This is a genomic window from Bacillus sp. CPT56D-587-MTF (genome assembly GCF_058792335.1).
The window spans coordinates 1-22,550 of the sequence record NZ_JBYTEF010000001.1; the positions used below are offsets into that span (position 1 = coordinate 1).

Genomic DNA, 22,550 nt, shown 5'->3' on the forward strand with positions numbered 1-22,550 from the left:
ATGATCAGACAATGGATGTTGGACTACTGTGATGATGTACTGAACGATGAAGTTGTTGCTTGTCAGAAGCATAAACAGGCTTGTAAACGATTTTTAAGAGATATTGAACGTGAAGGATCTGAAGATTTTCCCTATGTTTTTAAGGAAGAAAAGGCACTTCGTTTCTTAAAATGGATGTCTCTTTTTAAACATACAAAAGGAAAATTAGCAGGTCAGAGAATTGAACCCCATTCGATACAAATTTTTGTATTTAGCAATATTTACGGATGGGTTCATCGTAATACAGGATTAAGGCGGTTTAAAAAGGCGTATTGGCAAGTCGGACGTAAAAACGCAAAGTCTCAATCTTTAGCTTGTGTAGGTTCTTATGAAGCGATGGCATTTGGTGAAAATATGTCAGAAGTATACATTGGCGCTACGAAAACGGAACAAAGTAAAATTGTTTGGAATGAAATCAAAGCACAAATGAATGGGTGTGACGATTTAAAAGAAAAGTTCAATATTGCGTATGGGAAAATTGAGCATCTTAAAACCGATTCTTTTATTTCAGCGCTATCAAAAGATGCTGGGAAATCGGGTGATGGACTGAATGTCCAGTGCGGAATTATCGATGAATATCATGCACATCCTACTTCTGAAATTTATGATGTTCTGGTGTCAGGTTCGGGCGCCCGTCCGAATCCAATCATGATGATTATAACGACAGCTGGTTTCAATTTGAGCCATCCTTGCTATCGTGTGGAATATCAATACGTTTCTAAGATTTTGGACTCTAATATTGATATTGAAAACGAAGAATACTTTGTCATGGTTAATGAGTTAGATAAAGATGATGAGATTACGAATCCAGAAGTGTGGGAGAAAGCAAATCCAATCCTATGTAGTTATGAAGAAGGGCGTTCTTTTTTAAAAGGAGAACTTCAATCAGCTCTTGATGTACCTGAGAAAATGCGTAATTATCTCACGAAAAACATGAATAGATGGGTGGATATGAAAGAAAATGGATACATGGATATGCAAAAATGGAAGGATTGCAAGGAAACGGTGGAATTATCCGAATTAAAAGGGTTGGAATGTACAGTAGGTGTCGATTTATCAGCCAAAATTGATTTAACCAGTATCTCATTTGAGTTTAAAAAGGATGATATATACATCGTCTTGAGTCATAGTTTTATGCCAGAAGATACATTAGCTGAAAAACGAAAAACGGATAAAGTCCCTTATGATCTATGGGTACAACAAAAATGGATTACAACAATACCTGGTGCAGTAGTGGATTACGAATATATTAAAACACATATTAGAAATATGGAAAAAGATCATAAATTTAAGATTAAAGAAATATGTGCGGATCCATGGAACGCAACGCAATTTATGCAAGACATGGAGACGGAAGGGTATACCATGGTAGAAATACGCCAAGGTATGGCAACTTTATCAGGCCCTACAAAAGATTTTCGTGAGCAAGTGTATTTAAAGAAAGTCATCCACAATAACAATCCTGTATTAAATTGGGCAACGAGTAATGCCATAACAAAACAGGATGCGAACGAAAACATCATGTTGGACAAGTCAAAAGCAACAGAAAGAATCGATCCGATTGCGGCTGTCATTAACTCACATGTTCGTTGTATGCTGGGTTCTGGTGAGGTGGATTTAAATTCCTATATTTTAAGTCAAGATTTCTCATTCTAGGAGGAATGACATGCGGTTTTTATTATTTTTCATCAGTATTTTAGAAGATATTCTATTGATTTCGGGGTTGGCCATTATTGTTGGGACGACTTTTTTTGTTAATCCAATTTACGGTTGGTATCTGTTAGGGGTTATTCTCACAATGTTGGGGGTGGTAATGATAAGAAGATACAAGGGAGGTGAGGACGATTAAAGACGTATTTACTATTAAAAATCAAACAGAATCGTCAGCGGATCTATTTATCTATGGTGATATTGTAAATAATACTGGCTGGAAGTGGGATGATTCGGATGTTATGCCGGATGATGTGAAAACTATCTTAGGGCAATTGGATGATAAAAGTAACCTTAATATCTATGTAAATAGTGGTGGTGGTTCTGTATTTGCTGGTTTAGCTATTTATAATATGTTAAAGCGCAATAAGGCCCAAAAAACTGTTTATGTAGATGGTGTTGCAGCTTCAATTGCTTCCGTAATCGCCCTAGCTGGGGATCGCGTTGTTGTTCCTTCTAATGCATTTTTAATGATTCATAAACCATGGACTGTTAGTAGAGGGAATGCAAATGTCCTTCGTAAAATGGCAGAGGACTTGGATAACCTTGAGTCTGGAATTATGAATGTATACAAGGAAAACTTGAAAGAAGGCATTGAAATTGAAGAGATCCAGCAATTAGTAGATGCTGAGACTTGGTTAAGTGGTGAAGAAGCCGAGAAATACTTTAATATTGAAGTTGTGGAAGCAAAAGAAGTCGCAGCTTGTAGTAGTGATTACTTTGATAAGTACCAAAAAACCCCTAACAAAGTAGTAGCAAAAGTTCCTTCTATTCCAAAGAAGGATAATAACGAACAATTAAAAATACAAAATGCACTAGACCTGTTAGAGCTATAGGTCTATTTTTTGTGCCAAAACAAGGAGGAAATATCGAATGGATAAACGTGAACAAGAATTAAGACAAAAAGTTGCTGATTTAAAAGCGAAAGCAGAAGAATTTAACAATAGCGGTAAATATGAGGATGCAAAGGCAAAAATTGAGGAAGCGAAAAATGCGAAAAATGAATTGGATAACTATCTAGCAATGATGCAAATTCAAGTTTCTGACCCTGTAAATTCACAAGCAAAAGTCTTGCCTCCATTATCAGTTAAAAATGAAGATCCATCGTACAAAGAAGTATTTATGAAAGCTATTCGTGGTCAAAAGTTAAGTCATGAAGAAGCAAGCGTTATGCAGGAATATAAAGCGGCCTTATCAGAGAATTCAGGTAAAGATGGCGGTTATATTGTTCCGGAAGATATTACGACAACTATCAATCAATTAAAACAAACGGTTGATAGTTTAGAACAATACGTAAATGTACAACCTGTTTCAACAAATAAGGGAGCTCGTACACTAGAAAAACGTGCAGCATCTACACCTTTTGCGCCATTATCTGAGTACGGTAAACCAAATGCAATGCAAGAAATTGCTTCTCCTGAATTCGATCGTTTATCTTATGCAATTGAGGATTATGCAGGTTTTTTACCAGTACCAAATGATTTATTAGATGATACAGATCAAGCTTTAGAAAGTTATTTACGTCAATGGATTGCGAAAAAATCTATTGCAACTCGTAATTATTTAATTTTACAAGAAATCAACAAATTAACAAAAATTGATTTAAAAGATTATAAAGGCATTAAAACAGCATTACATGTTACATTAGATCCAGCTTTCTCGGCTGTAGCAAACATTATTACAAACCAAGATGGATTCAATTACTTAGATCAGTTAGAAGATAAAAATGGACGCCCACTACTTCAACCAGATCCAACAAATCCAACTCGTAAGCTGTTCGCTGGTAAACCCGTTATTGTGTTGTCTAATAAAACAATTGCGACAGATAAAGACGGAAAAGCACCTTTCATTGTTGGTGACTTAAAAGAGGCAGTTATTCTTTGGGATAGAAAACAATTATCTATTGATATGACGAAAGAAGGCGGAAATGCCTGGAGAACAAACACTTCTGAGTTCCGTGCAATTGAACGTGAAGACGTGACATTATGGGATGCAGAAGCGGTTGTATATGGACAGATTGTGGTTACACCGAAAGCAGGGGCGTAATCCGGTAGGAGGTGTCCTTCTTGGTACTAACATTGGAGGAAGTGAAAAAGTATCTTCGTGTGGATGGTGATGAAGAGGACGATCTCATTACATCTTTCGTAATCGCAGCTGAAATGTATATTAAAAATGCTACAAGTAAAAATGTAGATTTGAAGAGCGAGCGTGCTAAATTAGCAGCTCGTATTTTAATCTCTCATTGGCATGAAAACCGTGAAGCGGTTGGGAAGGCTGAACAATTGGCATTTAGTTTGCAATCGATATTAGTTCAGTTGCAATATTGTGGTGGTGATTCAAGTGAATCCAGGTAAATTAGATAAACGTCTTACCTTTCAAGTGAAAGACGATGAAGCAAAAAGCCCAGATGGTGATCCAATAGAAAGTTATAAGGATTCTTTTACTGTATGGGGCTCTTTTATTTTTTTAAAAGGAAGAAAATACTTTGAAGCAGCCGCAGCTAATAGCGAAATCCAAGGTGAAACAGAAATCCGATATCGTGCTGATGTGAATGCTGATATGAAGATTAAGTATAAGAACGTAATGTATGACATTGTTTCAGTTATTCCAACTGAAAAACATACCTTATCAATCATGTGGAAGCGTGGTGGAACGAATGGGTGATGGTGTTGATTTTTTAGGTTTTGATCGCTTGATATCTGAATTAGAACAAATGGGTTTACGTGGAGAAAAGATGGAAGATAAAGTCCTTGCAGCTGGTGGTGAGCAAATTCGAAAAGCCATTGCAGAAAGAAGTGAACCAAGAAGTTCAAGTCCTAAGAAACCATCAAAAAGTGAACCTTGGCGTACAGGTCAACACTTGCTTGATAATATACGAGTTACAAAGGCACGAATGGAAGATGGTGTGAAAACGATCAAGATTGGAATAGATAAAGCGGATCGTTCTCCATATTTCTATGGAAAGTTTTTAGAGTGGGGTACTTCTAAAATGCCAGCACATCGATTTATAGAACCAGGTTTTAATGCTTCTAAAGCGGATGCGGTACGTGCTATGACAGATATTTTGAAGAATGAAATGAGGTTGAATCTATGATAAATTTACGACCCGAAATTGTACAAGCTCTTGAAAATAATCAGGGGCTTGTTTCTTTATTAGGTGGAAAACGTGTTTATTATCGTAAAGCCAAAAACGCTGAAGAGTTTCCGCGTATTACGTTTTTTGAATTAGACAATAGGCCAGATAGTTTTGCAGATAACGAGGAAAGTGAAAGTGAAATTACATTCCAAATCGATATTTGGTCGAAAGGCAGTACAACAGCAATCCATAAAAAAGTGAATGAAATCATGAAAAGTATTGGTTTTTCACGCTATGCGGTTGCTGATTTATATGAAGATGATACACAAATTTTTCATTACGCGATGCGATTCGCAAAAGGAGTGGAGTTATAGATGGCCGGAGAAGTGATTAAAATTAGTTCAACTGTCGGTGTAGATAGCCTTGTTTACGCAAAGTTATTAAAAGATGATGCAACAGGTGTTGATTATAGTGCGGTGAAAGAAATGGAAGGCGCTGTAAAGATTAAAACATCTAAAAAGGTAGCTTCGGAGATTATGTGGAGCGATAACAAAAAATCGGAAATTGCTGAGTCTGAAGTAGAAGTAGAGATTGAACTTCGTAGTATTTCATTATCAACAAAAGCAGATATTGAAGGGTATCCTGAAGTGAAAGACGGTGTGCTAGATGAGAGACGCGAAGGTGAAAAGCCTTATTTAGCAATCGGCTGGCGTTTCTTAAAGGCTAATGGGAAATATCGATATGTTTGGTTATTAAAAGGGAAGCTTTCACAAGAGGAAGAAGAAGGCGAAACGAAGAAGGATAAGCCTAACTTCCAAACAACGAAACTCAAAGGTTCATTTATTGAGCGTGATTTTGACGATAGGCCTAAATTTACAGCGGATGCTGATGAACCTACCTTTACAAAAGCTGTGGGAGATAACTGGTTTAAAAAGGTGTATGAAAAAGCGGTAACGCCATCACCAAAATAAATGAAATAGAGGGGGAATCCCTCTATTTTTTAACAGGAGGACGAAACGATGAAATTATCTTTACGAATTGATGGAGAACAACACATTTTTAATATGCCAACATTCATTCCAGCGCGTTTGATTCGTCAAGCGCCTGAGCTTGCGGATATTCCAAATAACCCTGGTCCGGAGGACATGGATAAAATGGTTCAATATGTAGTAAAAGTGTACGGTGAACAATTTACATTGGATCAATATTGGGATGGTGTAGATGCTCGTAAATTTTTATCAACAACTTCAGATGTAATTAATGCGATTATCAATGAAACTGTGGGAGCGGCTGGTGGCACACCAGGAACTGGAGAAGAAACAAACCCAAACGCGTAGAGGGAGGAGGGCTCACGTTCACTGAGTTTATGGACGAGCTCTACCTCTCTTTATTACGTCAGGGGTATAAACATCATCATATCGATAACGAAATGGATATCTGGCATTATTTAAGGCTAAATCAAAAATATCGTGAACAAGATCAATCAAATAGAGAAAATTATAACTCAAATGAAATGGAAGTTCCGGCCGAAAACATTATTTAATGAGGGGTGAGACTGTGGCGAATGAAATGAATAATTTAGTCGTTAGGTTATCCCTTGATAACGTAAACTTTCGGCAAGGTATCGCAAACTCAGGCCGTGCGGTTAGGACATTACAGAATGAGCTGAAATCTGTAAGTACAGGAATGGGTGGCTTCGCCAATGCTAGTCAACAAACGCAAGCGAAAATGAATACACTCAGCAGGCTTATTGAAGCGCAAAAAGAAAAAGTTAGAGCTTTGCGACAAGCCTACGATCAAAATAAAGCTACATTAGGTGAAAATGATGCAGCAACCCAGCGATACGCTTCACAGGTTAATAAGGCGGTCGCTGATTTAAATAGATTCGAAAATGAATTAAAACAAGTAAACCGTCAAGCGGAACAAAAAGGAATGGATAAGTTAAACAACGCTTTAAAAGCCTTACAGGCTGAATTTCAGTCTATTACAACAGGCATGGGCGGTTTTTCTCATGCAACGGAGCAAATGCAAGCGAAAGTAGACCTTCTGTCTCGTATAGTAGATAAGCAAAAAGAGAAGGTTAGGGAACTTCAACAAGCCTATAATCGTGCAAAAGCAGAAGAAGGTGAAGCGAGCCAATCCGCACAGCGATATGCCGAGCAAATTCATCGGGCAACCGCTGAACTGAATCGGTTTGAAACAGAATTACAGCAGTCGAATCGTGAACTAGAACAACAAGGAAATAGACTTCTCAATTTTGGAAACCGAATGGAGTCATTGGGTAATCATTTACAAAACGCCGGCATGCAAATTGGCATGGTGTTTGGTGGAATGACGTATGCAATTGGTCGAGGTCTAAAATCAGCTGTGGAAGAATCCATGAATTTTGAGCAACAGATGGCAAACATAAAGGCTGTATCGGGTGCGACTGGACAAGAAATGAGTAAACTCTCCGAATTAGCGGTTAAGTATGGGGAAGATACAAAATATTCTTCTGTTGAAGCCGGAAAAGGGATTGAAGAATTAATAAAAGCCGGCGTTAGTTTAACGGACATTATCAATGGTGGATTAGAAGGAGCATTAAACTTAGCGGCAGCAGGAGAATTAGAGCTAGGTGAAGCGGCTGAAATTGCTTCTACCGCATTGAATGCATTTAAAAAGGATGGTTTAAGTGTTACAGATGCTGCTAATTTACTTGCAGGAGCCGCTAACGCTTCAGCCACTGATGTACATGAATTGAAGTATGGTTTGTCAGCTTCCGCAGCAGTTGCGGCTGGTGCGGGTATGACATTTAAAGATACAGCAACAGCTTTAGCCGTATTCGCTCAGAATGGGTTAAAAGGATCAGATGCAGGTACGTCTTTAAAAACGATGCTGATGAGGTTGAACCCATCTACGAAAGAAGCATATAACAAGATGGCGGATTTAGGTCTTATCACATATAACGCGCAGGCTGGATTTGATTTCCTCGTGAAAAATGGTGTTACGCCAGCATCTAGAAGTGTAGGGGACATCGAGGTTGCACTAGAAAAATATGTCATGCAAACGGAAGGGGTAACGAAATGGAATGATAAGTGTGATACGACATTCCGAGAGTTAGCGACCAGTTCCGCTTTCTTATCGTCGAAATTCTATGATCAACAAGGGAAAATTCAAAGTTTAGAAAATATATCTGGTATTCTGAAAGAATCCATGAAAGATTTAACAGATCAGCAAAGAAGTATGGCGTTAGAAACGTTATTCGGATCAGATGCAGTTCGTGGCGCAACGATTTTATTTAACGAAGGTTCACAGGGTGTAAACAAAATGTATACGGAAATGTCTAAAGTAACCGCTTTGGAGACAGCTAACACGAAAATGAACACGTTGAAAGGCCGCATCGAACAATTAAGTGGAGCGTTTGACACAATGAAAAAAACAATTGGTGATGCGCTAGCTCCTGTGGTTAGTGTTTTTGTTGCTGGATTGCAGAAGCTTGTGGATGGATTTAACTCATTACCAGGGCCAGTACAAAAGGCCGTTGCAATTACAGGTGGTATTGTGCTTGCTTTAACGGCTATTGCAACGGTTATTGGAGTCGTTCTAGCAGCTGTTGGAATGGTGGTTTCAGGGATTGGTGCTTTAGGGGTTGCATTAGGAACGTTAGCAACATCTTTAGGAATAGCAGGTGGAGTCGCAGGTTTGTTGGCCGCAGCATTGGGACCTGTAGCAATTGCTTTAGGTGTGGTAGCGGCCGCTGTTGGTGTTGGGGTATTAGCATATAAAGGGTATCAAAAAGCAACAGAGGACAGTATTGCTTCAGTAGATCGCTTTGCTACGAATACAGAGGGGAAAGTAAGTTCTTCCACAAAGAAAGTTCTTGGTGAGTATTTCAAGCTGTCTGATGGCATTAGAAAAAAGTTGACTGAAATTAGATTGAACCATGAAGTGATAACAGAAGAACAGTCGCAGAAGTTAATTGGCCAATATGACAAGTTAGGTAACACGATTATAGAAAAAACAAATGCAAGACAACAAAAAGAAGTTGAGGGACTTAAAAAATTCTTTGCGGATTCTTATGTGTTAACCGCGGAAGAAGAAAATAAGCGGATTGAACAAATGAATCAACATTACGAACAAGAAAAGTTAAAAACACAAGAAAAAGAAAATAAAATCAAAGAAATCATTCAAACAGCAGCAAATGAAAAGCGTGACTTTACTACATCTGAAAGAATTTCTTTACAGGCTTTACAAGATGAAATGGATCGGACAGCTATCCAACATATGTCTAAAAATCAAATAGAACAAAAAGTTATTTATGAGAATATGCGTGTACAAGCTAGTGAAATTACAGCTAGACAAGCAGCAGAAGTTGTTGAAAATAGTGCCAAAGCAAGAGATAAAGTGATTGAAGATGCGAAAAAGACTCGTGATGATAAAATTGCCTATGCGATACGTTTGCGAGATGAATCAGGAACACTGAACAAAGAAGAAGCTGATGCAGCTATTGCGGAAGCGAATCGTCAATATAATAGCACAGTTTCTACAGCGCGAGATAAGCATAAGGAAATTGTGAGTGAAGCAAAAGCACAGGCTGGTGAACATGCAAATCAAGTGGATTGGGAAACGGGTCAGATAAAATCCAAATACCAGGTCATGAAAGATGATGTGGTTCGAAAAATGCAAGAAACCTGGTCAGGTATAACAAAATGGTGGGAAGAAACAAAAACTTCCGCAAGCAACAAGGTAGAAGAGATAAAAAATACAGTTTCAAGGAAATTTGAAGAAAAGAAAAAAGCTGTCGTTGATAAAATGAAAGAAATAAAGAGCGATATTGAAGATAAGTGGAATACAGTTGAAAAATTCTTCAGTACTATAAATCTACGTTCCATTGGTAAATCCATTATAGAAGGTCTCGAAAGAGGGTTGGATGATGCGACAGGTGGTTTATATAGTAAGGCGAAAAGCATTGCTGGAGAGATTAAAAAGACTATTTCTGGAGCGCTAGAAATTAATAGTCCATCTAAAGTGATGATTCCAGTTGGTAGTGCCGTACCAGAAGGTGTTGGGGTTGGTATGGATAAAGGGAAACGTTTTGTTGTGGATGCAGCAAAAAATGTAGTTGGAACTGTAAAAAAACAAATGAATAATATGCCATCTGTTTTTGATTTTGGATTCCAAACTTCGCATTATAGTATCCCGCATAATGCACTGGGTGATTTCAATGGATATACGCAACCACAATCACCTTATAACAACGCACCTACAGCAAGAACTATGTTCTCGGATAGATCAGGTAGAGAACAAGAATTAAATTTAACTGTAAATATGACCAACGTTTTAGATGGAAAAGAATTAGCGAACGGAAGTTACGCATATACTACCAAGCTTCAAGATCGTGAACAAAAAAGAAAAGCGGAATTTTAAAGGTGGTGAGCACGTTGGGGAAACTCAGTTTTACTTTTAATAAGGTCAGAAAAGATTATATTCAAATGCTAGTTGGAAGAAAACGCCCTTCCTGGGCTCCAGTTAAAAGAAAATTAGTAAGAGTCCCTCATCGCGCAGGGGCTCTTTTTCTTAATACAGAAACAGAGGAACGTCGTATTGATGTTCCTCTTGTAATTAAAGCGAAAAAAGATATGGCTGATTTACAAAAGGTAAAAGAAGATTTAGCGGATTGGCTATATACAGAGCAACCAGCCGAACTTATTTTTGATGATGAATTAGACAGGATATATCTAGCTTTAATTGATGGTTCTGTAGACTTGGATGAGGTAGTCAATAGAGGAAAAGGTGTCATTACTTTTGTTTGTCCGATGCCATATAAATTAGGAAAACAAAATACTCATACGTTCTCTCAAAATGGTTCTACTAAAGTGGTAACTTCTTTTACCAATCAAGGGAATATAGAAGCACCTCCAATTATTGAAGTGGAGGCCCAAAAACCAAGTACATTTTTAGATGTGTGGTTTGGTGAGCAGCCGTATAATCGTGATTACTTCAGAATCGGTTATCCTTTGAAAACAGAGCAATTACCCGTAGAAAGAAATCAAAGACTTATATGGGACGAAATGGCTACCACTGTTGGGTGGAGTAAAGTTAGTTCAATGGAGGATGGCAATCCAATTGGTGAAATGAAGTCAGATAAATACCAATTCTTTTGTTCTGATTTTGGTGCCAGTACAGGGAAAGGATGGCATGGAGCAGCTGTTAAAAAGAATATACCTGGGGGTCCAGTACAAGATTTTATTATGCAAGCCTATGTTACATGTAAGAGTAAAAAGATTAATGAAATGGGTAGAGTTGAGATAGCAATACTTCATGAAAATAGCAAGGTGCTTTCAAAAATTGCTATGTCTGATGTGTTTTGGCAAGCTGAACAAAATTTTGGAACAATGGTAATTGGATATGATAATAAGCCGGGAAAAATAGGTTTGATTTATGAGAGTGGTGATTATCCGAATACATGGAATCAATATTACGGAAGATTATGGATAGCTAGAACGGGAAATGTATGGGAGGCTTATATTTCGAAATTCCTTCCGGGGACAGAAAAGGATGATTCAGAACGATTTGCAAGGTGGACTGATGAAAATAACTATCACATGGAAAAAGCAGCACAAATTCAGATCAGTATTATGCAATGGCAGGATGTACCGCCAGTAGAAGCAATGACCGTTTCAGATTTAAAATTCTGGAAAGTGAATTTAAATACTCAAAATAATCCGCCTTACATTTTTGATACGGGAGACAAGGTTATAATCGATACAGAAAAAAGTCTTGTAACCATTAACGGTAAAAACGCGATTAATTTAAAAGACATTTTTAGTAATTTTCCAACTGTAATACGTGGTGAGAATCGTATCGATATCATGCCACCAGATGTTAAAGCAACTGTTAGTTATAGGGAGCGATACAGATGAGAACACCAAGCGGGATTTTGCATGTTGTGGATTTCAAAACAGATCAAATCGTTGCAGCTATTCAGCCAAATGACTATTGGGATGACAAAAGGCATTGGGAACTGAAAAACAATGTTGATATGTTGGATTTTGCTGTCTTTGATGGAACAACTCATTCGGCTACGTTACAACAACAAAACCTTGTTCTAAAAGAAGTTCGCGATGGAAGAGTTGTACCATATGTCATTACAGAAACAGAGAAGAATTCAGACAAACGATCCATTACCACATATGCTTCAGGAGCTTGGGTTCAAATTGCTAAATCAGGCATTATAAAACCACAAAGGATAGAAGGTAAAACAGTAAACGAATTTATCGATATGGCTCTTGTAGGCATGAAATGGAAACGTGGAAAAACAGATTATGCAGGTTTTCATACTATGACCATTGATGAATTTATGGATCCGTTAACCTTTTTGAAGAAAATAGCTTCTTTGTTCAAATTAGAAATTCAGTATCGTGTTGAGGTTCAAGGGTCACAAATAGTTGGATGGTATGTCGATATGATTCAAAGGCGCGGCCGAGACACTGGTAAAGAAATAGAGTTAGGTAAAGATTTGATAGGTGTTACACGTATTGAACATTCAAGAGATATTTGTACAGCACTAGTCGGATTTGTAAAAGGTGAAGGCGATAATGTAATTACCATTGAAGGTATTAACAGGGGACTTCCGTATATTGTTGATAATGATGCATTTCAACGATGGAACGAACGTGGTAAGCATAAGTTTGGTTTTTATACGCCAGAAACAGAAGAGTTACATATGACGCCACAACGTTTAATGACATTAATGGAAATAGAACTGAAAAAACGTATTAATTCTTCCGTTTCGTATGAAGTAGAGGCACAATCGATTGGTCGCATTTTCGGACTAGCACATGAACTAATCAATGAAGGCGATACAATCCGAATCAAAGATACAGGCTTCATACCTAAGCTATATCTTGAAGCTCGTGTTATTGCTGGTGACGAATCATTCACTGATCCTGCACAAGATAAATACGAATTTGGGGATTATCGAGAGATAGTAGACCCAAACGAGGAACTACGAAAGATTTACAATCGAATCCTTAGTAAATTCGGTGAGAAACAAGAAATGTTGGATCAGCTAGATAAATTAGTGAAAGAAGCCAATGAAACAGCAAGTAACGCTAAGAAAGAATCAGAAGCAGCGAAAACACTTGCCGAAAAGGTACAAGAGAATATTAAAAATAATACTGTTGAGATTATAGAAGCTAAGAATCCACCGACAACAGGTCTTAAACCTAATAAAACGCTTTGGCGTGATATTAGTAACGGAAAGCCCGGCATTTTAAAAATATGGACAGGTACAGCTTGGGAATCGGTTGTACCAGATGTTGAATCTGTTAAGAAAGCAACACTTGAGCAGGTTAATAAAGATATTGAGGCCACAAAAACAGAATTAAACCAAAAAGTCCAAGAAGCACAGAATCAAGCTACAGGACAATTCAATAAAGTACAGGAAGGTTTACAAGGTGTCAGTCGTACCATTTCTAATATCGAAAATAAACAAGGTGAAATCGATAAAAAAGTAACTAAGTTTGAACAGGATTCTAATAGCTTTAAAACTTCTATTGAATCGTTAACGAAAAAAGATACTGACATTAGCAATAAATTAAATACAGTTGAATCTACTGTAGAAGGTACAAAGAAGACTATTTCTGATGTGCAGCAAACAACAAGTGAGCTTAAGAAAACAACAACTGAAATGAAAGAAGAAGCAGGAAAAGTCACCGAGAAGTTAAGTAGTGTGGAGAAAAAGTTTGATGATATGAAGATTGGCGGACGTAACATTCTGTTAAGTACAGGTGGCACACTTAAATCTGACACAGGAACAATAGTGTCTAATATAGTAAATAAGTCATTTAAAATTGTGCCGGATGGTTTATCGATGCTACAAGGGCAGCAGTTTACTATTAGTTTTAAAGCTAGAACTATTGGATATGAAAAGGGAACGCCGAATCCATGGGCTGGGGTAGAAGTGTGGATAAAGTATAAAGATGGTGAACAATTATGGCCTGGTGTTCGTTGCGAAAGTGATGTTAACGCAAATCAAGAATGGAAAACATATTCCTTTACTTATAATCTTAAAGATAAAGCAATTGAGGTTTTCAATCCACAAACGCTATTACGTAATGTTAAAGGCATGATCGAATTAAAAGAATGGCAAATTGAAATTGGAAATAAAGCAACAGACTATAAACCAGCGGCAGAAGATCAAGTAACAACCGATGAATTCACCAAGAAAACCACTGAAATTACAAAAAGTGTAGATGGTATCAAAGAAACAATAACAAAAGTGGAAAATAATCAAAGTGGATTTGATAAGCGTGTTGCGACTGTAGAAAAAGATGCAACTACTATTAAACAAAATGTCTCTTTCATACAAAATACGCAGACAGAACAAGGAAGACAATTACAAGAGGCGAAAGCTGGTTGGGAAAATACTGCGAAAGCAATTGAAGGTAAAGTTGAGCTGAAACAAGTAGAGAATTATGTTGCTGGGTTTAAAATCCCTGAGTTGAAGCAAACAGTTGATAAAAATAAACAAGACTTGTTGGGCGAATTAGCTAACAAGCTTGCAACGGAACAATTTAATCAGAAAATGACTATGATCGACAACCGTTTCACTATAAATGAAGAGGGTATCAATGCCGCAGCAAAAAAGAAAGAAGTATACACAATAGAGCAAGCAAATGGACAATTTGCAAAAGATTCTTATGTAAGAGATATGGAAACCCGTCTTCAGTTAACTGAAAAGGGTGTTAGCATATCTGTAAAAGAAAATGATGTAATCGCAGCATTTAATATGAGTAAAGAAAACATTACTTTGAATGCGAACAGGATTAACTTAAAAGGTTTTATTACAGCGAGTCATATTAAAGGACAAGTGTTAGAAGGAGTAACACTTAAAACGAGTGGAAATAGATTTGTTGAAATAAATAAGCAAGACATGAAGATTTTCGATTCGGATAAGCCACGTGGCTATATAGGATTTATGGAAACAGATGATGGAAGTATTCAACCTTCATTAGTCCTTGGTTCTGATAATAGAAAATACGCTGGTACAGGATCATTTTATATTTATCAAGTCATGCCACGAATGAATGGAGTTGATCAACCTTCTAAAGCATATGCGAAATTTGGGATTTCTAAAGGAGAAAATGCAGAAGGAACTAATATTTGGTCAAACTATATTCAAATGCATAATGACGGTGGACATCTGAGCGTATATTCAGATGGACAATTTCGTTTTCAAAACTTGAATAATATTATTTTTGAATCTGAAGGATGGGCTCCAGGATATGGTTACTTCTCTGTAACGACAACTGAACCACATATTTTTACAAATAACGCTGGGCAGTTTACTTTCAAAAGAAAAGGCAGTGACTATAAAATACATTTCGTAAACGGCACCACCGATCATGATTTAATTATGGGTAATGCAATGATAAGGTCAAGTTTTGTACAAGGTTATAACAATGGCTTGCAGATTAAAGATATGATGGGTAAGGGATGGAAAGATATAGAATTAAGAACATTACGAGCGCAAGAGAATATTAGCGCTACAGGGCGTATGTGGGCGCAAGAATTTATCCCTAATTCTTCTCGTAAGCTTAAAACGGATATAAAAGACCTTCCATTCTCTGCCTTAGATAAAATCAACTCTGTAAACATCAAACAGTATCACTTTATAAGAGATGTTGAACGCTTCGAGTCAGGGGAGTCTATTATACTTCCAATTAATTACGGTATGATTGCGGAGGACCCTGACGATGTATTCACCACACCACAGAAAGACGCTGTAACACTTTATAGCTCGGTTTCAATTTCTATTCAAGCAATACAAGAAGTTGACTTTGAAGTTAAAAATCTTCAATTTGACCACGGTATGTTGAAGCAGGAAGTTGACACTCTTAAAGAACAACTTGAAGCAGAAAAACTTGAGAAAGTTTCAATGAAAGCTGAAATTGATGAATTAAAGGTATTAGTACAACAATTAATAAATGAGGAACCAAAGCAGCCATAAGCTGTTTTTATTTTGTACAAAATAGGGCTTTGCTAACAAAAGGGAGGCAATTCTTGTCTCTCTTTTTTGATATAGATGAGGAGTATGGATAGAGGGAGGGAAAACGGATGACAATCGAACTTGGTGTGCTGATTGCGTTATTATCACTCGCCATCAGCTATTTTGGTTATGCACTGAATAAATCTAAATCCATCAAAGCAGATGGGCAACAAAGTGCAGAGGTCAAAGCAGAACTGGGATATATCCGAAAAGGTGTGGATGATATCCGGATTGATTTAAAGGCAAGTGAAAAACAAATGGTAGCACTTGGAGAACGAGTCACGAGGGTAGAGGAAAGTACCAAACAAGCGCATAAACGCTTGGATACAATCGAAAAGGAGACGGATTAGACATGACAAGAGAGAACATGCAAAAACGATTACGTAACTGGAAAACATGGGTGGCACTTGCCTCCCTCTTAGGATTCATTTGTGCAAAGGCTGGATTACTAGAAACGAAGAGCTTTATCGACGAAGTGTTACCGTATCTTTTCACACTTGGTGTTTCGATAGGAGTATGGACCGACCACGAAGGGACAGCACAAACAGACAAATAAAAAACAACGAGAACGCATCGCCAATCGGTGGTGCGTTTTTCTATTGGAGGAGAAACAAAAATGAAACGATTACTGGGAATGTTGTTCACATTATGTCTTGTATTTTCACTTTCTACGAGTGTTTTGGCCGATAGAATACTTCTGATACCTGATGTGCCGAAAACACCATACAGGGGCGGTGTAGGGGCATATGAAGGAGTGGTTGCCCATAGTACCGCAACACCAGAAGCACCAGCCATTAACATTCAACGTTATGAAACTCGTACCTGGAGAAATGCATTCGTTCATTACGCGGTCGATTGGAATGAAACCATTCAGATTGCGGATACAAAATACATGGCGTACGGTGCAGGACCAGGAGCCAATAAACGATTTGTTCATGTGGAATTGTGCGAGACGGCTGATTACAGCAAGTTTAAGTGTAGTTATGAAAAGTATGTGAGATTACTGGCCAGAATCTTAAAAGATAACAATCTATCTGTAGATAAAGGATTATGGACGCATAATGATGTGAGAAAGTACCTGGGCGGTACAGATCATGAAGGTCCAATTGATTATTTACGTAGCCATGGTGTTTCAGAAGTTCAATTTAGAAGTGATGTGCAGCAGGCATATAATAACTCTAGTGTGGATGTTTCTGTTCCGTCTAAACCAGAAGAAGTACCAACAGCAGTAACAGATAGTATCGCTTATATTGAAGGTTACAACGTGAATTTACGTAAAGGACCAGGAACAAATTATGGTGTGATTCGTCAGCTAAACAAACCAGAAGCGTATCAAGTGTGGGAAGAGAAAGACGGATGGTTAAACCTTGGTGGAGAGCAGTGGGTGAAATATAATCTAGCGTACATCAGGTTTGAAAAGCAAGAATCAGTAAATCCAGTTGTAGGGAAACGCGTAGTTTCAAAAGTAGATAACCTTCGGTTTTATGATACACCTTCATGGCAGGATGACGATGTAGCGGGTACGTTGGACGCAGGGGAAGGATTTACAATCGATGAGAAGGTAAGTGTGGATGGCTCTCCACAATTTAAAGTGCACAATAGTAAAGGGCGCACATACTATATGACATCCAGCGAAGCCTTTGTGTATGTGAAGTAGGGAAGAGAAAACAAGGAGGTTTTCGCCTCCTTGTTTTAAAAATGAAACATTGTTTCTGGTACATCCTCTTTTATAATCCACTCTAACATATCAGGTAATAGCATGATGATGACACCAAAAATAACTCCGAAACCTAATCCTAATAGTAGTGAAGTTTTTAAGTAATATCCGATGAATAACCAAATGCCAGCTAACAGTAATAATAAAAGTGCAATGGATAATTTGAAAATCAATTCGTTCTCCCCCCCAATACAGGAAATCTTACATTTAATTATAATAATTGAAGAAGATAAAGTGAATTGGAAATTGAATAACAAAGAATTGGAAGATGCAACGAAGTTTGGTGAGGGAAATAAACATGGTACATATAAAATTCTTGAATAGTAGCAAGATATAAAGGATTAAATAGAAAAAAAGCAAGTCCTTTTTGATGTAAGGATACTTGCTTTTTCATAGGATGATTGTCATACGAATAGAACGTGTTGACTTATTCTATGTAAGGTCCACATAGAAATATGTTATAAAATAAAAAGGTTCTTCTATTTGAAGAACCCAGTTTGTAGAACAGTATAAGATATATTATCCCCGTAGTTGTGTTCTATATTATTTTTATGTTAGGCCAAGGAAGAACATGATAATGAAACACAGAATATACTTGACCAAAGTGTACTCTGTTTCAGTGGTTTCTCTTGAACCACTTTATATATGTGCAGAAAATTATGTTGTATAACTTAAAAAATAGAAAAGGCAATCCAGGGTGGTGAGTCTGGATTGCCTTTTCGTATAGAAAGAATCGTGTATAACATAACAGGAGCAGTTTAATATATGTAAAGATTTTTGAAAATATGTTTAAAATATGAGAGTCGCCTTCCCCAGTTGAAGGCGACTCTCATGTGGTGATTCTCTAGATGTCATTTACAGTATATCCAATATGATTGAAAGATAGAACTTTTTATTGACTGATAATTCTATATGATTTATATTTTAAATATGTTCTCTGATCTATTGCACAATGAAGAATCCGTCTCCTATTTGGAGGCGGATTTTTTGTTTACATCCAGAAGTCATCATAATGTACATCTTTATTAGTTAGTCTTCGCAACGCTTTTATAATTTTATTTCCATTTTTCAATGAAGGTTGAAATGCATTGCCCTGACAAATTCTACTGATTGTTCCTCTATTTACCCCGCTTTCTCGTACTACATCTTGCTGAGAAATCCCGTTTTTATCCAAGAATTTTCCGAAACGTGAACGTGGTTTACCTAAGCCGAACATTCTTTCTCGCCCCTTTATTTTCATAGTTGGTAACCATTCTGTCCAAGAATCAAATTTTTTAGACTTCAAAAAAATTTGAATATTGTCCAAGCCCTCCCCGATATGATGTACCAAGGTAAGAAAAGTTTCACCTATCAAAGTAGTTATCAAGGTAGGAGCAGGTGACTTTACCAAGGTAGGTATCATGGTAAGTTTTCGCTTTCTGCCGTGGTAGCTGCCATGGTTCCTATCAAGGTAACGCTACCATGGTAATGGGTGCGTAAAGCGTTATTTTGCGTGAATTTTATATTCTGTTTATAAAGGAGCGAAGGAAATGAACAGCAAGATGGCATCATACGAAGAAACTTGTGAGTATTGTAAATGTTTGTTATCCGATTGGTTGTTTTGGAGGTGGAATGGAAAGAAGTATTGTTCAGAATCTTGTGCGGAATACGATAAGAAATAAATGAGGGAGATGAGCGTATGTGGGGGACAAAACAAATCATTCCCTTTCGGGATTTTATGAGTGGGTCGTACAAAAAGAAAGAGAGACAAATACAAAAATATCATGCAGGGAGTCCGTTGGCTTTTCTTCATATGTCCGATTCCATGATACATACGTATCTTGCGTTAGGAGTAGTGGGAACCGTTTTAATCGGGGCAGTTCTGCTAGAAAAATATCTTGTACAAAATGATCATGTATTAGCAGCTAAATTATTATCTGATGGCATTCATTATGGGGTGAGAATGGGAGGAGTCGGATTCATCGGCTATGCATTTATTCGAATTGTAATCATGTTCTAGGGGGCTTATCATGGAGAAACTAAAGGAATGGATGTACAAGAGGTCTTTAAAGCAGCAATTAATGGAAGTGTTTCGTAAGGCAGGTTTATATAGAGAACATCAAACGCGTGGAGGGAAAGTGCCAATTTACCCTAAAATTCATGCAGTTACTTCTTCGAACCAGTGTGTACAATATGTGTTTACCATTCCGAATGGATTGGATCCAAAGACGATTGAAAAGAAATGGTTTTGCTTTCAACAGATTTTAGGAAGGAATGTAGCAATTGAAGGGGATATTAAAAAGTTTGTACTCCATGTATTTCATTCTGATGGCGGTTTAAAACCATACAACTATAGTTACAAGCAATGGCAGCCGTTATTAAAAGAATACCGTCTTCCTATTGTAGTAGGACGTGACCAGTTCGGAAAAATGATTACTTACGATATGGTGGATGCAAATACACCGCATCTTCTCATTGCGGGAGAAACAGGTTCAGGAAAAAGTAGTATGGTGCGAGTTATCTTGTCTACATTGATTCAAGCCATGTCGCCCGATACCTTGCATTTGTACCTAGGCGATTTGAAAAATTCTGAATTTCATTTCTTGCGTAGAGTAAAACATGTAAAAGAAGTGTGTATGGAGGAAATCGAAATGAAAATCATGCTTCAAAAGGTATGGAATGAAATCAGGGAACGCAGAAAGCTCATGGCAACATATGAAGTAGATCATATTGACGAATACAACAAATTACATCCTGACAAACGGAAACCCTACATTCTCCTAGCAATTGATGAAGTAGCGATGCTACAGGATGAAAAAGAGTGTATGACGACAATAGAAAAAATATCTGCGGTTGGTCGAGCATTAGGCGTTTTTCTTATGCTATCGATGCAACGTCCAGATGCAAAAGTGTTAGATGGTAAATTGAAATTAAACATGACAGTCAGAATGGGTTTCAGATGTGCTGATAGCATTAATAGCAATATCATGGGTACACCCGGAGCGGAACAGTTAGCACAATCTGGTCAGATGATTCTAAAATTACATGGGCTCAAGAAAGTGCAAGCGCCTTATTTAGAATTAAACAAAGCGAAACAAATGATTGAACCGTACCGTGTACCGAAAGATACAGTTGAGCTTCCGAGTCCTGAGCAAGAAAAACTACCTTTGTTTGGAGTGTTGAATCATGAAGAATAGAGATAAGGCAATCGTAAAGGATTTACAGCGATTTCGATGTATGTCCCGTGATGATATTATCGATTTGCATTTTCAAGGACGCAAGAAAGCTGTGACTTGTTGTAATACGGTGATGAAGCGGTTAAGAAGAGATGGAAGTGTGGATGCAAATGTATTACAGCAGCCATACATCTATTTCCCGCAACCGAGTACAATTCGAAAAACAAGTCAAAAGATTCCGCATTTCCTTGCTATTGTAGACGTATATAAGCAACTTCTTCAGTACGAAAAGCCGAAAGTATTCAAAGTTGAGCCAAAATACGGTAAAGCGTATATGGAACCTGATATATTTACCATATGGCGACAATCCCCGTTTTTCATAGAAGTACAGAATTCGGTTTACAGCAAGAAAGTTATGCAAGAAAAAGTAAATCGTTACGAATTCTACTTTCATAGTTTGGAATGGCAGCAAGAACCATGGCAACCGAAGAAATCCAAATATTTTCCCTCACTACTCATCGTTACGGATACACAATATGATATTTACTCTCCCAATTTTCGCATATTCCAAACAAAGTCTATTCATGATTTTATGAATCAAATGGTTGTGAAGGCATAGTAGCTCTTTAATATAGTCCCATTTCATCAGATTCTTCTTTTGATATTTTGTAATATACACCTGGAACAAGAGAGCTGTCTATTGTCTTTGTGGCTGGCTCTTTTGAGCCAGTATCTTCTAACCAATTGTAAAAAACGAATGGCTTGTCATTGTTAGGTACGTCAGAAGAGCTTGTATGCGCTTTTTTAGGTGCTTTAAGTAGTTTGATGTTGTCCGAATAGACACGAGAAAATAAGGCTTGTACACTGTCTGTAAGAATACCGTTGTTTTTTAAGAATCTATCAATTTTTCCTAGCGCATTAAATGCAAGACGAAATAGACTTTCATCACAATTGCTACCTACACGCAGACCAATAATCGATGCGGTAGTTTTTAGAATAGGATGATACGTTCCGGCTTTGATTGTATGGTACATCATTTCTTGGTATTCGTTCACAAAATACGTATGGACTCTTTCGAACTCTTTGTGTATATCGTTTTGCGCTTCATTTAGCTCAATTTCAATTGATTCCATTAAGGATACTCTATCATTATTTTTTTCTTGTTTTAAAGTAGTTAAAGAGTTAATAGAGTTATTATAGTTAGAACTCGTGTTTTCATCTTTCAGGCTTACAGCCTCAACGGTTTCAGGGTTTTTCTGTTCGGCAACCTGCTCGGCATTTTGTTCGGCAATTTGGTAGGCATCTATGTAAAATACTTCTTTCATGATTGTTGTGAAATTAGGGTGCGTTTTTAATACAAATACATATTTATTCTTACCATCAGCTAATCCAGCGACTAGGATTTCACCTGTTTGTTTTAATGCACGAACAGTATCGGTCACAGTTCTTACAGAACAGTCAGCCTTATCTGCTAGTGTTTCAGCAGAAATCTTGCATATGCCATTTCCTGAGAGCATGTAAATAATATGATCCATTACAACTTTCCGCTTAGAGCGAGAAGGAAATAGACATTCAAAACTTTGATTCGCATCATCGACACGTTTTCTCATAGCAGCTATAATTTCATATTTCTTTTGCGTGCTTAATCGATTTTGTTGTATATATTTTTGAACATCAGCATTATAGGCAGTCAATTTTTTCATAAGGGCTCGTCTCCTTTGGAAATAAAAAAGCAACAGTATGCCACAAAATGTAAGCAAACTGTTGCGGAGGAACCCTTATGTACGATAAAATAAGGTACATAAAGAGTTACAGCAGGTG

22 protein-coding genes are annotated in these 22,550 nt (G+C 37.4%); 19 read left to right on the top strand and 3 right to left on the bottom strand.

What is annotated here, in order from left to right; translation table 11 throughout:
- The 16 genes from AC3WVZ_RS00005 to AC3WVZ_RS00080 all read left to right on the top strand — a co-directional run.
- The coding region (locus tag AC3WVZ_RS00005) for a terminase large subunit (protein ID WP_233935827.1) at window positions 1-1,695 on the top strand (1,695 nt) is incomplete at its 5' end.
- Between the two features lie 10 nt (window positions 1,696-1,705).
- Window positions 1,706-1,888 (top strand): hypothetical protein, encoded by a 183-nt coding sequence (locus tag AC3WVZ_RS00010; RefSeq protein WP_233935828.1) that lies wholly within the window; start codon window positions 1,706-1,708, stop codon window positions 1,886-1,888.
- Window positions 1,875-2,585 carry a head maturation protease, ClpP-related gene (locus AC3WVZ_RS00015; protein WP_233935829.1) on the top strand — a complete coding sequence of 237 codons (711 nt, stop codon included), beginning with the start codon at window positions 1,875-1,877 and terminating at the stop codon, window positions 2,583-2,585. The genes AC3WVZ_RS00010 and AC3WVZ_RS00015 overlap by 14 nt, the downstream gene beginning before the upstream one ends.
- A 37-nt stretch (window positions 2,586-2,622) precedes the next feature.
- Window positions 2,623-3,795 (top strand): phage major capsid protein, encoded by a 1,173-nt coding sequence (locus AC3WVZ_RS00020; RefSeq protein ID WP_233935830.1) that lies wholly within the window; start codon window positions 2,623-2,625, stop codon window positions 3,793-3,795.
- A gap of 20 nt (window positions 3,796-3,815) precedes the next feature.
- The gene (locus AC3WVZ_RS00025; protein ID WP_233935831.1) at window positions 3,816-4,103 is read left to right on the top strand and encodes a head-tail connector protein; all 288 of its coding nucleotides are present in this window, start codon (window positions 3,816-3,818) and stop codon (window positions 4,101-4,103) included.
- The gene (locus AC3WVZ_RS00030; protein ID WP_233935833.1) at window positions 4,090-4,413 is read left to right on the top strand and encodes a phage head closure protein; all 324 of its coding nucleotides are present in this window, start codon (window positions 4,090-4,092) and stop codon (window positions 4,411-4,413) included. The genes AC3WVZ_RS00025 and AC3WVZ_RS00030 overlap by 14 nt, the downstream gene beginning before the upstream one ends.
- Entirely contained in the window at window positions 4,406-4,843 is a 438-nt protein-coding gene (locus AC3WVZ_RS00035; RefSeq protein WP_233936613.1) for an HK97-gp10 family putative phage morphogenesis protein, read from the top strand. Before AC3WVZ_RS00030 ends, AC3WVZ_RS00035 begins: the two co-directional genes overlap by 8 nt.
- Window positions 4,840-5,199 carry a tail completion protein gp17 gene (gene gp17 / locus AC3WVZ_RS00040; protein ID WP_233935834.1) on the top strand — a complete coding sequence of 120 codons (360 nt, stop codon included), beginning with the start codon at window positions 4,840-4,842 and terminating at the stop codon, window positions 5,197-5,199. Before AC3WVZ_RS00035 ends, gp17 begins: the two co-directional genes overlap by 4 nt.
- Window positions 5,200-5,796, top strand: a complete 597-nt coding sequence (locus AC3WVZ_RS00045; RefSeq protein WP_233935836.1) for a major tail protein — start codon at window positions 5,200-5,202, stop codon at window positions 5,794-5,796.
- Between the two features lie 48 nt (window positions 5,797-5,844).
- A complete protein-coding gene (gene gpG / locus AC3WVZ_RS00050) occupies window positions 5,845-6,162 on the top strand; it encodes a phage tail assembly chaperone G (RefSeq protein WP_233935837.1) in 318 nt (105 codons plus the stop codon).
- Window positions 6,163-6,382: 220 nt separating this feature from the next.
- Complete coding sequence (locus tag AC3WVZ_RS00055; RefSeq protein ID WP_233935838.1) at window positions 6,383-10,231, top strand: phage tail tape measure protein; 3,849 nt, start codon at window positions 6,383-6,385, stop codon at window positions 10,229-10,231.
- A gap of 14 nt (window positions 10,232-10,245) precedes the next feature.
- Entirely contained in the window at window positions 10,246-11,727 is a 1,482-nt protein-coding gene (locus AC3WVZ_RS00060) for a distal tail protein Dit (RefSeq protein WP_233935839.1), read from the top strand.
- Entirely contained in the window at window positions 11,724-15,818 is a 4,095-nt protein-coding gene (locus AC3WVZ_RS00065; protein ID WP_233935840.1) for a phage tail spike protein, read from the top strand. Before AC3WVZ_RS00060 ends, AC3WVZ_RS00065 begins: the two co-directional genes overlap by 4 nt.
- A 107-nt stretch (window positions 15,819-15,925) precedes the next feature.
- Entirely contained in the window at window positions 15,926-16,207 is a 282-nt protein-coding gene (locus AC3WVZ_RS00070) for a hypothetical protein (RefSeq protein WP_000151299.1), read from the top strand.
- A gap of 2 nt (window positions 16,208-16,209) precedes the next feature.
- Window positions 16,210-16,413, top strand: a complete 204-nt coding sequence (locus tag AC3WVZ_RS00075) for a hypothetical protein (protein WP_098679758.1) — start codon at window positions 16,210-16,212, stop codon at window positions 16,411-16,413.
- Window positions 16,414-16,473: 60 nt separating this feature from the next.
- Entirely contained in the window at window positions 16,474-17,514 is a 1,041-nt protein-coding gene (locus tag AC3WVZ_RS00080) for an N-acetylmuramoyl-L-alanine amidase (RefSeq protein WP_233935841.1), read from the top strand.
- Between the two features lie 35 nt (window positions 17,515-17,549).
- On the opposite strand, the gene AC3WVZ_RS00085 is transcribed toward AC3WVZ_RS00080, so the two are convergent.
- Window positions 17,550-17,747, bottom strand: a complete 198-nt coding sequence (locus AC3WVZ_RS00085) for a hypothetical protein (RefSeq protein ID WP_233935843.1) — start codon at window positions 17,745-17,747, stop codon at window positions 17,550-17,552.
- An 818-nt stretch (window positions 17,748-18,565) separates the two neighbouring features.
- Window positions 18,566-18,790 (bottom strand): helix-turn-helix transcriptional regulator, encoded by a 225-nt coding sequence (locus AC3WVZ_RS00090; RefSeq protein ID WP_144519261.1) that lies wholly within the window; start codon window positions 18,788-18,790, stop codon window positions 18,566-18,568.
- A 462-nt stretch (window positions 18,791-19,252) separates the two neighbouring features.
- Here AC3WVZ_RS00090 and AC3WVZ_RS00095 point away from each other — a divergent pair, with 462 nt between their 5' ends.
- From AC3WVZ_RS00095 to AC3WVZ_RS00105, 3 genes are read left to right on the top strand one after another with little or no spacing between them, the layout of a single operon-like run.
- Window positions 19,253-19,573 carry a hypothetical protein gene (locus tag AC3WVZ_RS00095; protein ID WP_233935845.1) on the top strand — a complete coding sequence of 107 codons (321 nt, stop codon included), beginning with the start codon at window positions 19,253-19,255 and terminating at the stop codon, window positions 19,571-19,573.
- 10 nt (window positions 19,574-19,583) lie between these two features.
- Window positions 19,584-20,750, top strand: coding sequence for an FtsK/SpoIIIE domain-containing protein (locus AC3WVZ_RS00100; RefSeq protein WP_233935846.1), 1,167 nt, complete (start codon window positions 19,584-19,586; stop codon window positions 20,748-20,750).
- The gene (locus AC3WVZ_RS00105; protein WP_233935848.1) at window positions 20,740-21,348 is read left to right on the top strand and encodes a replication-relaxation family protein; all 609 of its coding nucleotides are present in this window, start codon (window positions 20,740-20,742) and stop codon (window positions 21,346-21,348) included. The genes AC3WVZ_RS00100 and AC3WVZ_RS00105 overlap by 11 nt, the downstream gene beginning before the upstream one ends.
- A gap of 7 nt (window positions 21,349-21,355) precedes the next feature.
- Here AC3WVZ_RS00105 and AC3WVZ_RS00110 read toward each other — a convergent pair whose 3' ends face one another.
- Window positions 21,356-22,432 carry a cytosolic protein gene (locus tag AC3WVZ_RS00110; protein ID WP_233935850.1) on the bottom strand — a complete coding sequence of 359 codons (1,077 nt, stop codon included), beginning with the start codon at window positions 22,430-22,432 and terminating at the stop codon, window positions 21,356-21,358.
- Window positions 22,433-22,550: the final 118 nt, after the last annotated feature.